The sequence below is a fragment of the Ancylobacter mangrovi genome, from assembly GCF_024752355.1.
Classification (GTDB): Bacteria; Pseudomonadota; Alphaproteobacteria; order Rhizobiales; family Xanthobacteraceae; genus Ancylobacter; species Ancylobacter mangrovi.
Genome location: NZ_JANTHZ010000002.1, coordinates 1 through 15,274, shown reverse-complemented (window position 1 = coordinate 15,274; position 15,274 = coordinate 1). Strand labels below are relative to the sequence as shown.

14 protein-coding genes are annotated in these 15,274 nt (G+C 67.0%); 9 read left to right on the top strand and 5 right to left on the bottom strand.

The window, feature by feature from the left end:
* Positions 1–175: 175 nt before the first annotated feature.
* From NVS89_RS05445 to NVS89_RS05425, 5 genes are all read right to left on the bottom strand, one after another.
* Positions 176–1,372 carry an NAD(P)/FAD-dependent oxidoreductase gene (locus NVS89_RS05445; RefSeq protein ID WP_258731553.1) on the bottom strand — a complete coding sequence of 399 codons (1,197 nt, stop codon included), beginning with the start codon at positions 1,370–1,372 and terminating at the stop codon, positions 176–178.
* The gene (locus tag NVS89_RS05440) at positions 1,369–2,742 is read right to left on the bottom strand and encodes an FAD/NAD(P)-dependent oxidoreductase (protein ID WP_258731551.1); all 1,374 of its coding nucleotides are present in this window, start codon (positions 2,740–2,742) and stop codon (positions 1,369–1,371) included. Before NVS89_RS05440 ends, NVS89_RS05445 begins: the two co-directional genes overlap by 4 nt.
* Positions 2,739–3,047 carry a (2Fe-2S)-binding protein gene (locus tag NVS89_RS05435; protein ID WP_258731550.1) on the bottom strand — a complete coding sequence of 103 codons (309 nt, stop codon included), beginning with the start codon at positions 3,045–3,047 and terminating at the stop codon, positions 2,739–2,741. The genes NVS89_RS05440 and NVS89_RS05435 overlap by 4 nt, the downstream gene beginning before the upstream one ends.
* Before the next feature lie 20 nt (positions 3,048–3,067).
* Complete coding sequence (locus tag NVS89_RS05430; protein ID WP_258731549.1) at positions 3,068–4,150, bottom strand: hypothetical protein; 1,083 nt, start codon at positions 4,148–4,150, stop codon at positions 3,068–3,070.
* A gap of 144 nt (positions 4,151–4,294) precedes the next feature.
* Entirely contained in the window at positions 4,295–5,056 is a 762-nt protein-coding gene (locus NVS89_RS05425; protein ID WP_258731548.1) for an IclR family transcriptional regulator, read from the bottom strand.
* On the opposite strand from NVS89_RS05425, the gene NVS89_RS05420 reads away from it, so the two are divergent.
* The 9 genes from NVS89_RS05420 to NVS89_RS05380 form a co-directional block, all read left to right on the top strand.
* Complete coding sequence (locus NVS89_RS05420) at positions 5,000–6,790, top strand: AMP-binding protein (RefSeq protein WP_258731546.1); 1,791 nt, start codon at positions 5,000–5,002, stop codon at positions 6,788–6,790. The two genes, NVS89_RS05425 and NVS89_RS05420, sit on opposite strands and share 57 nt — an antisense overlap.
* A gap of 47 nt (positions 6,791–6,837) precedes the next feature.
* On the top strand, positions 6,838–7,911 hold the full coding sequence (locus NVS89_RS05415) for an ABC transporter substrate-binding protein (RefSeq protein WP_258731545.1): 1,074 nt from the start codon (positions 6,838–6,840) through the stop codon (positions 7,909–7,911).
* Between the two features lie 32 nt (positions 7,912–7,943).
* Positions 7,944–9,068, top strand: a complete 1,125-nt coding sequence (locus tag NVS89_RS05410; RefSeq protein WP_258731544.1) for an ABC transporter ATP-binding protein — start codon at positions 7,944–7,946, stop codon at positions 9,066–9,068.
* A complete protein-coding gene (locus tag NVS89_RS05405; protein WP_258731543.1) occupies positions 9,065–10,912 on the top strand; it encodes an ABC transporter permease subunit in 1,848 nt (615 codons plus the stop codon). Before NVS89_RS05410 ends, NVS89_RS05405 begins: the two co-directional genes overlap by 4 nt.
* Before the next feature lie 12 nt (positions 10,913–10,924).
* A complete protein-coding gene (locus NVS89_RS05400) occupies positions 10,925–11,710 on the top strand; it encodes an enoyl-CoA hydratase/isomerase family protein (protein ID WP_258731542.1) in 786 nt (261 codons plus the stop codon).
* Between the two features lie 15 nt (positions 11,711–11,725).
* Positions 11,726–12,604 carry an enoyl-CoA hydratase/isomerase family protein gene (locus NVS89_RS05395; RefSeq protein ID WP_258731541.1) on the top strand — a complete coding sequence of 293 codons (879 nt, stop codon included), beginning with the start codon at positions 11,726–11,728 and terminating at the stop codon, positions 12,602–12,604.
* A gap of 6 nt (positions 12,605–12,610) precedes the next feature.
* Positions 12,611–13,729 carry an ATP-grasp domain-containing protein gene (locus NVS89_RS05390; RefSeq protein WP_258731540.1) on the top strand — a complete coding sequence of 373 codons (1,119 nt, stop codon included), beginning with the start codon at positions 12,611–12,613 and terminating at the stop codon, positions 13,727–13,729.
* 2 nt (positions 13,730–13,731) lie between these two features.
* On the top strand, positions 13,732–14,607 hold the full coding sequence (locus tag NVS89_RS05385) for a succinate--CoA ligase subunit alpha (protein WP_258731539.1): 876 nt from the start codon (positions 13,732–13,734) through the stop codon (positions 14,605–14,607).
* Positions 14,608–14,615: 8 nt separating this feature from the next.
* Positions 14,616–15,274: enoyl-CoA hydratase/isomerase family protein (locus NVS89_RS05380; RefSeq protein WP_258731538.1), on the top strand; the 659-nt coding region annotated here is incomplete at its 3' end.

Here is a 15,274-nt window from a genome sequence, read left to right as displayed (position 1 = left end):
CGTGCCTGCCTGACCGGGTAGGTCGATGAAGGTCCGCACACGTGCTCAGCCGCGCGCATCAAGGTAGATAGTTTCCGCATCATCTCGCTGCCTGCCGCCGAGCGCGGCTGCGGCGCAGGCGATGAAGGCGCCGATCATCAAGGATAGCGCACCCAGCACTGGTTGTCGGCGGCGATCAGGAAGCGGCGGCGCCGGAGCGTGGACGGACGACATTGTCCTCGAATTCGTCCCTCAGCTTCTGTTCGTCCGGCCGTACCGCGCCGGTGAAGCGGGCGATGGCGAAGGGTGAGAGATCGATCCGGCTTGCGCCGCCGACAATCAGCTGAGTAAGTGACTCGGCGGCGGCGGGCGCGCACTGCAGACCGTGTCCGCTCCATCCAAAGGCATGGAAGAGCCCGGGGGTGGTGGCGCTCGGGCCGAGCACCGGAAGCATGTCGGGCAGATAGCCCTCGATGCCAGTCCAGATGCGGATGATGCTCTGCGGCAGCAGGCCCGGCGCGGCATTGAGCAGGCGCCGCATGTTGCGCAGCGTCTTGTCGGGCGGCACGCGCGAGCGCCGCGCGACGTCGTCGACCGGCACACGCGGATGTCCGGCGACGACGATGTTGCCGGCAAGGGTCTGGCGGAAGATGATGTGACCATCCACCGAATGCACGACCGGGTCGAGGAACTGCGGAACGGGCTCCGTGACCATCTGGATAGGGCCGGCGGAGAACATCGGCGCGTCTTCGCCGAAGCCGTTCGCGAACGGGCGCGCCCACATGCCGGCTGCGTTCACCACGATCGGCGATTCGATGCGGCGGTCGCGGTCGGTGCGGGTGAGGAAGGTTTCCCCCTTCCGCTCCACGGAGAGCACCTCTTCCTGCTCGAACAAAAGCGCGCCTGCGCGCGACGCCGCCCGAGCGACGGCCGGCGCGACCATGCGCGAATTCACCACGGCCGAGCGCGGATTGAACATGCCGCCAAGGTTCTCCGGCGTCAGGCACGGCCAGCGGCTGAGGACCTCGTCCCGGGAAAGTTTCTCGCAGAAATTCCCGTGCGCCGCTTCGATCGGCATCAGGGCGTCTATCTTGTCGAGGTGCGCCGGTGTCAGGGCCAGGAACAGATGACCCTTCTGCTCGAACTCGACACTCTCGCCAATATCGTCCTCGAACGCCTCCCACATCTCCTGCGCGCGCATGGAGAGCGGCATCTCGGTCGGGTTACGGCCCTGGAGCCGCAGGCTGCCTGGGCTCACGCCGGTCGACTGGCCGCCCGCGAAGCCGCGATCGAGCAGCACCACCGAGAGACCCTGACGGACCAGATACAGGGCGGTCAGAGTGCCGATCGAGCCGGCGCCGATGATGACGACATCCGTATGCATCTGGCTCATGCGAGTGGCTCCCCGGCCACCGCGCTGATCGGCAGCGGCTTGATCGGAGGCTGGGCGCGGAGGCGGTCGAGCGGCCGAGCCACCCCGTCCGCACCGGTCTCGGCGGCGACGAGTTCCGCCAGTGCCGAGCCGCAGAAGCGGCCCTGGCAGCGCCCCATGCCGCAGCGGGTCGCCGCCTTGGCGCGATTCGCCTCCTGCGGCCCGCCGTCGCTGCGCAGCCCGCGACGCACCTCACCGACGCTCACGCCCTCGCAGCGGCACAACATCACCTCGTCCGCCAAGCCGGCGACATGGGCGGCAGGCCAGGCGAAGGCATGGCCAAGTCCGTCCTGGAAGGTGAGTTGACGTGCCAGCGCGGCCCGGTCCGGCTCGGGGGAGGCCGGCGCTTCGAGGCCGAAATCGGCGAGGATCGACAGCGCAGCGAGGCGTCCCGAGTGGCCGGCCGCCTCGGCGCCGCCCATCTGCGCGACGTCGCCGGCGACATAGACGCCATGGCCGCAGCGACCGTCTCCGTCATGGTCTGGATACCATTGACGACGGAACGAGTCGTAGCGCAGCGCGCAGTCCGCCAGCTCCGCGAGCTGCATTTCGGGCCGCAGCCCGAAGCCATAGGCAACTGCGTCGCAGGCGACGGCATGCGCCTGTCCGCCGGCGCGGTAGCGGACCTCGGCGGCACGCCCCTCGCCGACAAATGCGTCGAGCGTCACGCCGCCGACGATGGGTACGCCGGCAAGGCGGAGCGCCGCCATATAGGAGAGGCCGTCCTTGAGGACGCCCGGCAGGGCGAGCAGGCGAGGGATCGCCTTCACCTTGGCCGCGATCGGCGTGGTGTCGAGCACCGCGGCGACCGCCCCGCCGGCCCGGTGATATTGCAGCGCCGCCAGATAGAGCAATGGCGAGGCGCCGCAGAAAACGACCTGCCGCCCGATCAGGCATCCCTGCTCCTTCAGCAGGATCTGCGCACCCCCAAGGGTATAGACGCCCGGCATCGTCCAGCCCTCGACCGGCAGGACACGGTCTGTCGCTCCCGTGGCGATCAGCAGCGCGTCATAGGAAAGGCTGTCGACCCCCCTCTCGCCGAGGGTCATCAGTTCGCCGCCGAAGACGTTCCACACCAGCGTGCGCGGCCGGTAATCGAGCTGTGGCAGCACATTGCTGCAGAGCGCCCGGAAGCGTTCGAGCCGCGCATGGCCGGCACCGAGCAGCCGCTTCATGTCGGTGGCGAGACCTGGATGCGGCTGGCGAAAGATCTGTCCGCCCGGCTGCTGTCCTTCGTCGATCAGGGTCACGCTTATGCCGGCGCGGCCGACCAGCAGGTCGGCGGCCGCGATGCCCGCAGGGCCGGCGCCGACGATCGCCACGCGCTTCACGGCAGGACCTCGGCCTCGGGAGAGCGGGTGAAGCATCGCATTCCCGGTTCGACCGGAGTGGTGCAGGCGCGTCCGCGTTGGGTAGGGCTGAGCCAGACCCAGCAGTCCTGGCACGCCCCCATCAGGCAGAAGCCGGCGCGGGGTTCGCCGGTGCGTTCATGCGTGCGGACCCGGCCGCCATGCTCCAGCAGGAGGCTGAGCAGGCTCTGCCCGCGGCGCGCCTTGAGACGACGTCCGTCGACCCACACGTCGCAGTCGGCGCCGGTGAGCGGAAAGACCCGGTGAAACTGCGCCCCTTCGTCCATGGCGGTCATCCTGTCCAGACTCACGCCGCCTGCGCCTCGAGGCGACGCCGCAGCGCGGTCATCTCCTTGTGGACCTCGTACAGGGCGCTCACCGGAAAGCCCTCGGCAAGCGTGGGGCTCACGCTGGCGAGGCAGTCGCGCACGGTGCCGGCGTAGCGCAGCCAGTTGCGCTCGTCGATGAACGCGCCGCTGCGGTGCTCGAAGGCCGCGTTCCAGGAAATGGCCGCCTCCGCGTCGATTCCCGAGGGGGGATCAATGGCCAGCACGCCGCCCCGCATTGCCGCGGGATAACCGCCCGGCAGTCCGTTGGGCCCGGGAACATGGCCGCGCCAGTCATGACCATGGGCCATGGCGAGCATCATGGGTACGCCGGCGGCACCCGACACGTCGATCACCGGTTCGCGGGTGAGCTGCACGTCGCGGAAGGTCGCGAAGACGTCCTCGACCTCGACGTCGTCGATCCACACGCGCGGCGCGGGCCCGCGCCGTTCCGGGGGCGACTGGCGCCACGGCGTTATCGTCTGGTAGTGCGCCAGCACCTTGACCTCTCGACCGGTCGCGGCGGGGCTGGTCGCGAACAGAGAGGACAGGATCGATACATTGCCGACCCCCGACGTCACGGGCAGGCCCAGCGCCTTGAGCACGCCGTTCGCGACGTCCGGATAGCAGCAATTGATGAAGTGGGAGCCCGGGGATGCCTCTGCCGTCGCCGAGGCCACCTTCGCGGAAAGGAAGGCCTGGAAGACCGTCGTCAGGCTAAGCCCGGCCTGTGCGATCAGCGAGGCCCAGCGATTGCCGGTGGCGGCGATGACGCTCGATGCCTGCGGCGATGCGGCCTGAACGATGACCTTCGGACGGTGGCGGGCGATGACCGTCGCGCCCGCATCTCCCTCGAGCAGGTCGGCGCGCTCGGCCAGAACGGTGGCGGGTGTCCCGAAGATGCCTGCGCGGGCATTTGCGGCAGCGGCGAGCCAGGCGAGGCGATCGGCGTTGCGGCCGGCGATCACGATGCGGGTCGGCTCGGTGGCGACGGCGACAAGGTCGAAAAGAATCCGGGCCGCGAAGGAGCCGGTGCCGAATATCAGTATTTCCGCTTCGCCCATCGATCCCTGTTCCCTGCCGTCCGTCCCGGCTCGCCTCGGCTGCTCTTCGGCCGTGGAGGCACTATCGGATGCAGTTCGGATCAGTTCAAGATATAATTCCCATATTTTAATATGAGATATTGCATTGTGATAATGATCTACCGATCAGCGCAATTGCGGCACTGGGCCGGCCCGTGACACGGATTGCGCCGTCGCGACCACCAGCGGCGCGAATTTGTCGACGGCCTCGTCCTTGTCATAGCGGATGCGGGAAACGCCGATGCTGACCGCTCCGGCGACGCGGCCGGTGCCCGAAAGGATCGCCGCGGCGAGCGAGATGTCGCCGATGTGGATCTCCTCATTGGCGAGGGAGAATGCCCGCTCGCGAGTGTGCCGGAGCTTCTCCTTGAGTGCCTCCATCTCCCACACCGTGTTGGGCGTGTAGGGGCGCCGGTCCGAACGCTCCAGGATGTCGATCGCTTCCTCGGGCGGGAGGGCCGCGAGCATGGCAATGCCCGGGGCGGTGCAGTAGGCCGGGCGACGGCTGCCGACGATGACGCCGGTATTGAGCATGTGCGGGCTGAGGAAACGGGCGATGAAGACGACATCGCAACCGTCGAGCACCGTGAGACTCACCGTCTCGGCGGTCACCTGGCTCAGATGGATCAGGTAGGGCAGCGAGCGCTCCACCAGGGCGCTGGAGCGTGTGTAGTGATAGCCGAGGTCAAGCGTCTTCGGCGTCAGCTCGTATTGCTTGGTGACCGGATCCTTCGAGAGGTAGCCGAGCGTCAGCAGCGTGTGGGTGAACCGCTGCGCGGCGCTCTTGTCGAGCCCGGTCGCTCCTGCGATCTGCGACAGGCTGAGCGCGCCATGGCCGGAATCGAAGGCGGAGAGAACGCGGAAAGCCTTCTCGACGGATCGGACCATCAACGGATCTTCGACGCCGCTCGCCTTCCCTTCGTCGCGCTTCTTCGTCGCCATGCCCATCCCCTTATTGACTTGTCACGATTGCTTAGTAACAATATACGACATGATGTATTGTATTGCAATACTCTGAGTTCACATAAAGCAGGAAAGTGGCCCGTGCACTTCGAGTTAGCCGCAGCGCCAGACCCAGCCGGTACCGATCTGCCCGGCGACGTCGACAGCTTTCTTGGCGACTTCCTGCGCCTCGCCGAGGCCGATCCAGACCGGCGTTTCGCCGTCTTCGAGGGGCGCGAGACGCGTTTCGGGGACCTTGAGCGGCAATCCGCCGCCTTCGCCGCCTGGTGCCGCCGACATGGATTTGGCGAGGGCAGCCGCATCGCCGCGATGATGGACACCCATCCGCGCTACTTCGCCTTGCTGCTCGGCATCGCGCGGATCGGCGCCGTATGGGTGCCGGTGAACACGCGCCAGCGGGGCGAGGGGCTGCGCTTCGTGCTCGAAAGCGCGCACGTCGACCTTATGGTGCTCGATCCTTCGCTGGTCACATGCGTCGACGAGGTCGCGCCACCCGACCTCGCGCGCCTCGTCTCCACTGCGGAGATGGGGGAAAGCCTCGACACCGTGCTGGCGGGGCCGATCGACGGCCCGATCGAGAATGCCGATGTCGCGGCCTCGGACCTGTTCGCGATCTGCTACACCTCCGGCACGACCGGGCGCCCGAAAGGCGTGCCGGTGACGCATGCCATGCTGCGCTTCGCCGCCGAGGGTGCGCTGCGGGTCGCCGATCTCGCCGATGACGACGTGCTGCTGATGTGGGAGCCGCTGCACCACATCGGCGGCGCTCAGCTCCTCGTCGTCCCGCTGCTGCGCCGGGTTCACCTCGCCATGCTGCCGCGGTTCAGCGCGCGAGGTTTCTGGGAGGCGGCGCGCACGGCCGGCGCGACCCATATTCACTATCTGGGCGGCGTTCTGCAGATCCTGCTCAAGCAGCCGCCCTCGGCGAAAGATCGCGAGCACGGCGTGCGTATCGCCTGGGGCGGAGGGTGCCCGGCGGACATTTGGCGCGCCTTCGAAGAACGCTACGGCGTCGTGATCCGCGAATGCTACGGCATGACCGAGACCTCGAGCATCGCGACCGTGAATGCCGAACGGGTGGTCGGCTCGATCGGCCGGGCACTTCCCTGGTTCGAGGTCGAACTGCACGATCCCCAGACCGGTGCGCCGGCCGAACGCGGGGAGATCGTCATCCGGCCGAAGCGGCGCGAGGCGATCTTTGCCGGCTACATAGACGAGCCGGAAGCGACCGCCCGGACGCTGCGCGACGGCGCGCTCCATACCGGCGATGCCGGCCAGTGGCTGCCGGGCGGCCATCTGCGTTTCCTCGGCCGGCAGACCGACAGCGTGCGGGTGAAGGGCGAGAACGTCTCGGCCTGGGAGGTCGAGCGCGTCGTCAGCGCCCATCCCGAAGTCGAGGACTGCGCCGTGATCGGCGTGGCCTCCGATGTCGGCGAGGCCGACATCAAGCTGTTCGTCCAGCTCCGCCAGCCGGGGACTCTCGAGCCCGGCGTGCTCTGGCAGTGGCTCGCGCCGCGGCTCGCGAGCTTTCAGATGCCCCGCTACATCGCCTTCCTGGACGTGTTTCCGCGTACCGCCAGCGAGCGGATCATGAAGCACCAGCTCGACCGCTCAGTGGACGACTGCTGGTCGGTTCCCGACCGGCATATTCACCCATGAAAAACAAGGCCTTCCAGCAACAGCAAGACAGGACAAGGGGAACCGGCATGACTTCCAAATTCGATGTGAAGACGCTTGAGCGCAGGAGCTTCGTCAAGCTTCTCGGTGGCGCCGCGCTCGCCGTACCGGCCGTCTGGTCGAGTGCGCGGGCGCAGGACAGGCAGATCGTCGTGCGCGACCCCGGCAACCCCTATTCGAAGGCCTTTTCCGAGACCCTGTACAAGCCGTTCGAGCAGGCCACCGGCATCAAGGTCGTCGGCGTGGTCGCCAGCATCGACCCGATGGCTCAGGTCAAGAGCATCGTCGATACCAAGAACTACATCTGGGATGGCATGATCCTCGGTGAGGCCGCAGCCGCGACGCTCGGGGAAAAGGGTTACCTCGAGGAGCACGGGCTGGAGGGGAAGGGCAATGTCGGCAAGCTGCCGGCCGAGTTCGTGACCCCCTACACGGTCGGCTCAAACGTCTCGGCCACCTCGGTCGTCTATCGCACCGATGTGCTTGGCGACAAGGGTCCCAAGAGCTGGGCCGATTTCTGGAATCCCGAGCAGTTCCCCGGGCGCCGCTCGCTGTTCAAATACGCACGCTACACGCTCGAGCAGGCGCTGCTGGCCGACGGCGTCGACCCGAAGAAGCTCTATCCGCTCGATCTCGACCGCGCGTTCAAGAGCCTCGACAAGATCAAGTCGAAGATCGACGTGTGGTGGACCGGAGGCGCGCAGGTCGTGCAGTTTCTCAGTAGCGGCGAGGTGGACATGATGGGCGCCTTCGTCGCCCGCGCACTCGCTGCCGCCGATGCCGGAACGCCGATTACCGTGGTGTGGGACAACTTCCTCTGGCAGGTGGACGCCTGGGCCATCCCCAAGGGGGCACCCAAGGCCGACCTGATGCGCGAGTTCATGCAGTTCAGCTGCACCGTCAAGCCGCAGGCGGAGATGACCAAGTTCATCCCGGCCGGCCCGGTGAATCTCGACGCCTACAAGTTCATCTCGACCGAGCGCGCGGCCCTGCTCACGACCTCGCCTGCAAACTTCCCGCGCGGCATACATCAGAACGTCAAGTACTGGTCGGAGTTCGGCCCCGAGGCGCAAAAGCGCTTCAACGCCTGGTTCATCCAGTGAACCCGATCCAGGAGACGGCGGGACGTCAGACGGTGGACGCGGCACGGAACCTGACCGGACGGGCTGTCAAGCTTCAGGTAGAGAAGCTGGCCAAGCACTACGGCGAGTTCACGGCGCTTTCCCCGTCGAGTCTCGACGTGCATCAGGGAGAGTTCCTGACGCTGCTCGGCCCCTCGGGGTCGGGCAAGACGACGCTGCTCATGATGGTGGCGGGGCTGGTCGTGCCCTCGGGCGGCGAAATCCGCATCGACGGGCGCGTAGCCACCTCCGTGCCGCCCTCGAAGCGCGACATCGGCATGGTGTTCCAGAACTATGCCCTTTTCCCCCACCTGACCGTCTTCGAGAATATCGCCTTCCCCCTGCGCATGCGTCGCGTGCCGGAAGCACAGATCCGCAAGGACGTGATGCGGGTGCTCGAGATGGTCGAGCTCCCGCATGTCGCAGAGCGGGTCCCGCGCGCGCTTTCGGGCGGTCAGCAGCAGCGGATCGCCCTCGCCCGCTGCATCGTCTATGCGCCGAGCATCATTCTGATGGACGAGCCGCTGGGCGCGCTCGACAAGCGGCTGCGCGACCAGCTGCAGATCGAGATCAAGAACCTGCACAAGTCGCTCGGCACCACGATTCTCTACGTGACGCATGACCAGCAGGAAACGCTGACCATGTCGGATCGCATCTGCCTGATGAATCATGGACGCATCGAGCAGGTGGGCACGCCGACCGACCTCTATTTCACGCCGAAGACGGAGTTCGGCGCCGCCTTTCTCGGCGAGAGCAACATTCTTCCGATTGCCGATGTGACGGCGTCGGACGGCGGCATTTCCTTCACGCTGCCCCTTGACGGCCATGTGCGGATGTCGGCGCCTCACAGCACCGTCGCGCCGGCCGACGCTGCCAAGATCATGCTTCGGCCGGAATGGCTGAGCGTGACGGTGGCCCCCCCGCAGGAAGCGTTCAACAGCGTGCGGGGAAAGGTTGCCGACATCATCTTCACCGGCGAGGTGACGCGCTACTTCGTCTCGACCGGCAGCGGCACGCCTCTCGCGGCCTCCCAGCTCACCCGCCCGGGAGACCGCGCGATCAATGTGGGCGACGACGTCTATATTTCATGGCCGCGCGAGCGCACCTATGTGCTCGCGCGGGAGGGAGCCGCGGCATGAGCGTCGTGGCCCCGCCCGATCATCCGTCATCCGGCGGCGGCTGGGCCCGGGCCCTGGCGGCGTTTGCGCGAAGGGCGCCGCTTCTGCCGGTGCTCATCTTCCTGGCGCTGCTCATGGTCTGGCCGGTCGCGCAGCTGCTCGGCCTCAGCTTCTTCAACGACCAGGGCCAGCTCACCTGGGGGCACTACAGCCAGCTCTTCTCCAGCCGCATCTATGTCGAGGTGCTCTGGATTACGGTGAGGCTCGCCTTCTTCACCACCGTCGTTGCGGTAATCGTCGCTTATCCGGTCGCCTTCGTCATCGCCAACAGCGAGAACAAGGTGCGCGCCTGGCTCTATTTCCTGGTGCTGATCCCGTTCTGGACGAGCTTCCTCGTGCGCGCCCTGGCCTGGATGGTTCTGCTCGGGCGCAATGGCACGATCAACAGCTGGGCACAGGCGCTCGGGCTCACCGACGCGCCGATGTCGCTGATCTACAATTTCGCCGGCGTCCTCATCGGCACCACCCACGCCCTGCTGCCGATGGCAATCATCATCATCGTCTCGGTGATGGAGAACATCGACCAGAATCTGTCCAAGGCGGCGATGACCATGGGCGGGGGACGCGGCACCGCGTTCTGGCGGGTGTTCTTCCCGCTCTCCCTGCCTGGCGTCACCTCGGCGGCGCTTCTCGTCTTCCTCAGCGCGCTCGGCTTCTTCATCACGCCGACGCTGCTCGGCGGCCGACGGGAGGTGGTGATCAGCCAACTGATCATCACCGAGATCCAGGAGATGCTGAACTGGCCGTTCGGCGGCGCGGTTTCCGTGCTGCTGCTCGGCTGCGCGCTGGTGATCTTCTGGCTCTATGACCGTCTCGCTGGCTTCTCGGCGCTGGGGGCGGCGGCGCAGGCGCGGGTGGCGGCGGAGCCGTCCCGTCTGTCACGCGTGTTCGCCCGGTTGAGCATAGCCCTGCTGGGTGTGCTGGGGCGCATCACGGACCGCCTGCTCGCGCTGGCGGGCGCCGACAGCCGTCCGCTGGAAGACAGCCGAACCGGAGGACGCAGCGCCTCGCTCGCGTGGAAGGTCGCCGCAGGCAGCGTGCTGTTCTTCGCCTGCGCCCCGATCTTCATCATGATCCCGGTGTCCTTCACCCAGAAGGCGGTGATGGAGTGGCCACCGTCCGGCTTCACCTTCGAATGGTACAGGATGTACCTCCAGTCGCCGCAGTGGATCTCGGCGACGGTAACCTCCTTCACCGTGGCCTTCGCCGCTTCTCTGCTGACCATGGCGCTGGCGGTGCCGGCGGCTTTCGTGCTCATCCGCCAGACCGTGGTCGGCCGCAGCGCCATCATGGCACTGCTGCTGTCGCCGATGGTCGTGCCGCGCATCATCATCGCCATCGCACTGTTCTATGTCTATTCCGGCATCGGCCTCGTAGGCACCACCGTCGGGCTCGTGCTCGGGCACGCCGTGCTGTCGATTCCCTATGCCCTGATGGGCGTGATGACGGTGCTGCGCAATTATGACGAGCGGCTCGACCAGGCGGCGCAGATCCTCGGTGCCGGAAAGACGCAGACCTTCGTGCGGATCACACTGCCGCTGATCCGTTTCGGCGTGCTGTCGGCTTTCCTGCTCGCCTTCATCACCTCCTTCGACGACCTCACGGTCTCGCTCTTCATCACCGGCGGCCTCAGTACCACCCTGCCCAAGCAGATGTGGGAGGACGCGACGTTGCAGGTCAGCCCGGTCCTCGCGGCGGTCTCCACCCTGATCATCGTTTTCATGCTGGTGGTCCTGGCCCTGCTCGAATGGCTGCGGCGGCGAGGCGAGGCCTCGCTCAAGGCCCAGGCCGGCCAATCTCAATAACGGAGTTTCCCGATGGAAACCGAAGATGTCGCTGCCAGCGTGGTAGCTGAACGCAAGGGTACGGTGCTGGTCATCCGGCTCGACAAGCCGGAGCGCCTGAATGCGTGGAACGCGCCGATGCGTGCCCGGCTGCTGTCGCTGATCCTCTCGGCCGGCACGGACGAGACGACCAGCGCCATCGTGCTCACCGGCACGGGCGAGCGCGCCTTCTGCGCCGGGCAGGACCTCAATGAAGGCAAGACCTTCGATGGCGCCCGCTCGGAAATGTGGATCGAGGAATGGCGCCACCTCTACAACGCCATCCGCCGCTTCGAGAAACCCTTCGTCATCGCGCTCAACGGTCTGGCCGCCGGTTCCGCGTTCCAGCTCGCGCTGCTCGGCGACATCCGCATCGGCCATGACGCGGTGAAGATGGGTCAGCCGGAGATCAATTCCGGGCTCGTCAGCGCCACGGGCTTCTGGATCATCCGCGAGATGCTCGGCCTATCTCGCGCCACCGAGCTCGTTCTCACCGGGCGTATGATGGAAGCACGCGAATGCGCCGATATCGGCCTCATCCACCAGCTCGTGCCGCGCGAAGAGGTGCTGCCCCGCGCGCTCGCCGTCGCCGAGGAGCTGGCGGCCAAGCCGCGCACCGCCTTCCGGCTCAACAAGCAGCGCATCTGCGCCGCCACGCAGGTCGTGTTCGACGAGACCTTCGAGGCGGCGCGCCAGCTTCATCGACAGGCCTTCGAGGCGGGCGAGCCGCAGAAGGTCATGGAACGCTTTCTCAGCAAGGCCGGGCGTACCGGCGCGTAAAGGACGTGAACGAGAATGACATCGACCGAGGCGATCAAGGGAAATTCGGGGGCGAATGTCGATGCACCGCTCACCGACGATCGTTTTCTCTATTCGACTGAAGGCGGGATCGCGACGATCACGATCAATCGTCCGGGCAAGCTGAACGCGCTTCTGCCGGACATGATCCTGGAGTTCAGCGATCTTCTGGAGCGGGCGCGGCGCGACAACGCGGTGCGCTGCGTGGTGCTGCGCGGGGAGGGGCGGGCCTTCTGCGCCGGCGATGACCTGAACCCGGAGGACCGCTTCAAATACGGCCCGCCGGACATGCACACCCGGCTCAAGATGGGCTACCCGCGCCTCGTCAACGACATTCTTCAGATGCGCAAGCCGGTGATCGCGATGCTGCGCGGCTACGCCGTCGGCGCGGGCTTCGACATCGCGCTGGCCTGCGACTTCCGCATCGCGGCGCCCGACCTGAAGATGGCGGCGATCTTCGTGAAGCGCGGGCTCGGCGGGGGCTGCTCCTACCTGCTGCCGCGCTATGTCGGCTTCGGCAAGGCGACCGAGCTTCTGCTGCTCGGCGAGATGATCGATGCGCCCCAGGCCGACCGGCTCGGTCTCCTGACGAAGATCGTGCCGGATGACCAGCTGGAGGCGGAGACCTATGCGCTTGCCGGCCGCCTTGCCAAGGCGGCGACTCAGGCCATCGGCGCCATCAAGAACGCCCGCAACCAGGGCCTGGGATGCGACCCCGTCAAGGGTCTCGAATGGCAGATCCTCTGCAATGTCGACCTGATGTTCCACCTCGACGCCCGCGAGGGGCCGCGCGCCTATGTCGAGCGCCGCGAGCCGAACTTCACCGGCGAGTGGATCGACCTGCAATACGACGCCTTCGACCCGAACTACAAGTGAAGCCCGATGATCCGTCTGCTCGAGTTTGAAGGCAAGGAACTGCTGAAGAAGAACGGCTTCGCCGTCCCGCCCGGCGCGCTCCATGGCGTCGGTGCGCCGGTGGGCGCCGGGCCGTGGGTGGTCAAGGCGCAGGTGCTTACCGGCGGACGCGGCAAGGCCGGCGGCATCCGCTTCGCCGATACGCCGGACCAGATCGAGGCCCATGCGGCGGCGATCGCCGGGCTCACCATCAATGGTCTTCGCGTGCAGGAGATCTATGTCGAGCAGCGCGTCGAGGTGCAGCGGGAGTTCTATCTCGCGGCGATGGTCGACCGCGATCGCGGCAGGCCGGTGATCCTCGCCTGTGCCGAGGGAGGCATGGACATCGAATCCGTGCCTCGCGACAAGATAGTCGAATGCACCGTCGATCCGCTGGTGGGCCTGCGCGACTACACGGTGAACGCGGTCGTGCGTGGACTGGGCGCGGACGCATCTCTCGCTCCCGCGCTCGCGGCCGCCGTGCGCCGGCTCTATGCGACGCTGGTGGCCGAGGATGCCGAGCTCGTCGAGATCAACCCGCTGATCGTCGACGGTGCGGGCAATGTGGTCGCGGCGGACGCGAAGGTGATCCTCGACGAGGACGCGGCCTTCCGCCATCGGGATCGCAAGGCGGTGCCGGACGGCACGCCGTTCGAGATGCAGGCGCGCGAGTTGGAGGTCATCGGCATCGAGCTCGACGGCGACATCGCCGCGATGATGAACGGCGCCGGCATGACCATGGCGACGCTCGACCAGATCACCGCCATGGGCGGCTCGGTGCGCGGCCTTGTCGAGCTCCACGGCGTGATGTGGCGTGGTGCGGAGCACATCGCCAAGGTCATCGACCTCATGCGAACGCTGAAGCCCAGGGTTCTGCTGTTCAACGTCTATTTCCAGTTCCGCAGCCTCGACACGATCGCCGAGGGCATCGCGCTCGCGATCGGGCAGGCCGGTGGCGACATGCCGCCCGTGGTGGTGCGCATGCGCGGCGTGCGCGAACCCGAAGCCCGCGCGATCCTCGAAAAGGTGGACTGCTTCGTCACCGATGATTTCGCGACCGCCTGCGAGAAGGCGATCGCGCTCAGCAAGGCCGCGAAGGAAAACTGAGCATGTCCATCCTGCTCTCCGAGAAGTCCCGCATCCTCATCCAGGGCATCACCGGGGCCACCGGCCGCGCCTATGCCGAGCGGATGATCGCCAACGGCACACCGCTCGTCGGCGGCATCACACCCGGAAAGGCCGGCCAGACGGTGGCCGGCGTGCCGGTGTTCGACACCGCTGCCGCCGCCGTCGCGGCGACCGGCGCGGACTGCGTGCTCAGTTCGGTGCGCAATTCCGCCGCCCTCGACGCCGTCTGTGAAGTCGTCGAGGCGGGGGCAAGGCTCATCGTGCTCTATACCGAGAACGTGCCGGTGCACGACGCGATGAAGATGGTGGCCTATGCCCGCGCGAAGGGCTGCTTCCTGATGGGCCCGAATTCGGCAGGCATCATCTCGCCCGGCAAGGCCAACCTTGCGGACATCACCGACAGCCGCACCCGGCCTGGCCGCATCGGCATCGTCTCGAAGAGCGGCACGCTCACCTATGAGGTAATGGACAGCCTGCACGCCTTCGGATTCGGCGAGAGCAGCGTCGCCTGCCTCGGCGGCGACCCGGTGGTCGGCACCACCTATGCCGACATCCTGCCGCTCTACGACGCCGATCCGGACACGGACGCCATCGTACTGGTCGGCGAGCCGGGCGGCAGCATGGAGTATCGCGCCGCCGAGATCGTTCGCACGCTGGGCAAGCCGGTCTTCGCCTACATCACCGGCCAGTACGCACCGGCCGAGAAGCGCATGGGCCATGCCGGCGCCGTGAGCGGTGCCGGAGACACCACGGCGATGGCCAAGATGAAGGCGCTCGCCGATGCCGGCGCCATCGTCGTGCCGGTGGTCACGGCCGTCGGCGAGACGGTTGCCCGGCATCTCGCAGAAGCCGCGTGAGGGCGAAGATGGACGATCGTTTTCTCTACTCGACTGAAGGCGGGATCGCGACGATCACGATCAACCGTCCGGGCAAGCTGAACGCGCTTCTGCCGGACATGATCCTTGAGTTCAGCGACCTTCTGGAGCGGGCGCGGCGCGACAACGCGGTGCGCTGCGTGGTGCTGCGCGGGGAGGGGCGGGCCTTCTGCGCCGGCGACGACCTGAACCCGGAGGACCGCTTCAAATACGGCCCGCCGGACATGCATACCCGGCTCAAGATGGGCTACCCGCGCCTCGTCAACGACATTCTTCAGATGCGCAAGCCGGTGATCGCGATGCTGCGTGGCTACGCCGTCGGCGCGGGCTTCGACATCGCGCTGGCCTGCGACTTCCGCATCGCGGCGCCCGACCTGAAGATGGCGGCGATCTTCGTGAAGCGGGGGCTCGGCGGGGGCTGCTCCTACCTGCTGCCGCGCTATGTCGGCTTCGGCAAGGCGACCGAGCTTCTGCTGCTCGGCGAGATGATCGATGCGCCCCAGGCCGACCGGCTCGGTCTCCTGACGAAGATCGTGCCGGATGACCAGCTGGAGGCGGAGACCTATGCGCTTGCCGGCCGCCTTGCCAAGGCGGCGACTCAGGCCATCGGCGCCATCAAGAACGCCCGCAACCAGGGCCTGGGATGCGA

What these genes read in the sequence shown, in the direction of transcription:
- NVS89_RS05405 (WP_258731543.1), top strand. Translation starts at nt 9,065, where the DNA reads ATGAGCGTCGTGGCCCCGCCCGATCATCCGTCATCCGGCGGCGGCTGG.
- NVS89_RS05430 (WP_258731549.1), bottom strand. Translation starts at nt 4,150, where the DNA reads ATGGGCGAAGCGGAAATACTGATATTCGGCACCGGCTCCTTCGCGGCC.
- NVS89_RS05385 (WP_258731539.1), top strand. Translation starts at nt 13,732, where the DNA reads ATGTCCATCCTGCTCTCCGAGAAGTCCCGCATCCTCATCCAGGGCATC.
- NVS89_RS05435 (WP_258731550.1), bottom strand. Translation starts at nt 3,047, where the DNA reads ATGGACGAAGGGGCGCAGTTTCACCGGGTCTTTCCGCTCACCGGCGCC.
- NVS89_RS05425 (WP_258731548.1), bottom strand. Translation starts at nt 5,056, where the DNA reads ATGGTCCGATCCGTCGAGAAGGCTTTCCGCGTTCTCTCCGCCTTCGAT.
- NVS89_RS05400 (WP_258731542.1), top strand. Translation starts at nt 10,925, where the DNA reads ATGGAAACCGAAGATGTCGCTGCCAGCGTGGTAGCTGAACGCAAGGGT.
- NVS89_RS05395 (WP_258731541.1), top strand. Translation starts at nt 11,726, where the DNA reads ATGACATCGACCGAGGCGATCAAGGGAAATTCGGGGGCGAATGTCGAT.
- NVS89_RS05390 (WP_258731540.1), top strand. Translation starts at nt 12,611, where the DNA reads ATGATCCGTCTGCTCGAGTTTGAAGGCAAGGAACTGCTGAAGAAGAAC.
- NVS89_RS05445 (WP_258731553.1), bottom strand. Translation starts at nt 1,372, where the DNA reads ATGAGCCAGATGCATACGGATGTCGTCATCATCGGCGCCGGCTCGATC.
- NVS89_RS05420 (WP_258731546.1), top strand. Translation starts at nt 5,000, where the DNA reads ATGGCCGGAATCGAAGGCGGAGAGAACGCGGAAAGCCTTCTCGACGGA.
- NVS89_RS05415 (WP_258731545.1), top strand. Translation starts at nt 6,838, where the DNA reads ATGACTTCCAAATTCGATGTGAAGACGCTTGAGCGCAGGAGCTTCGTC.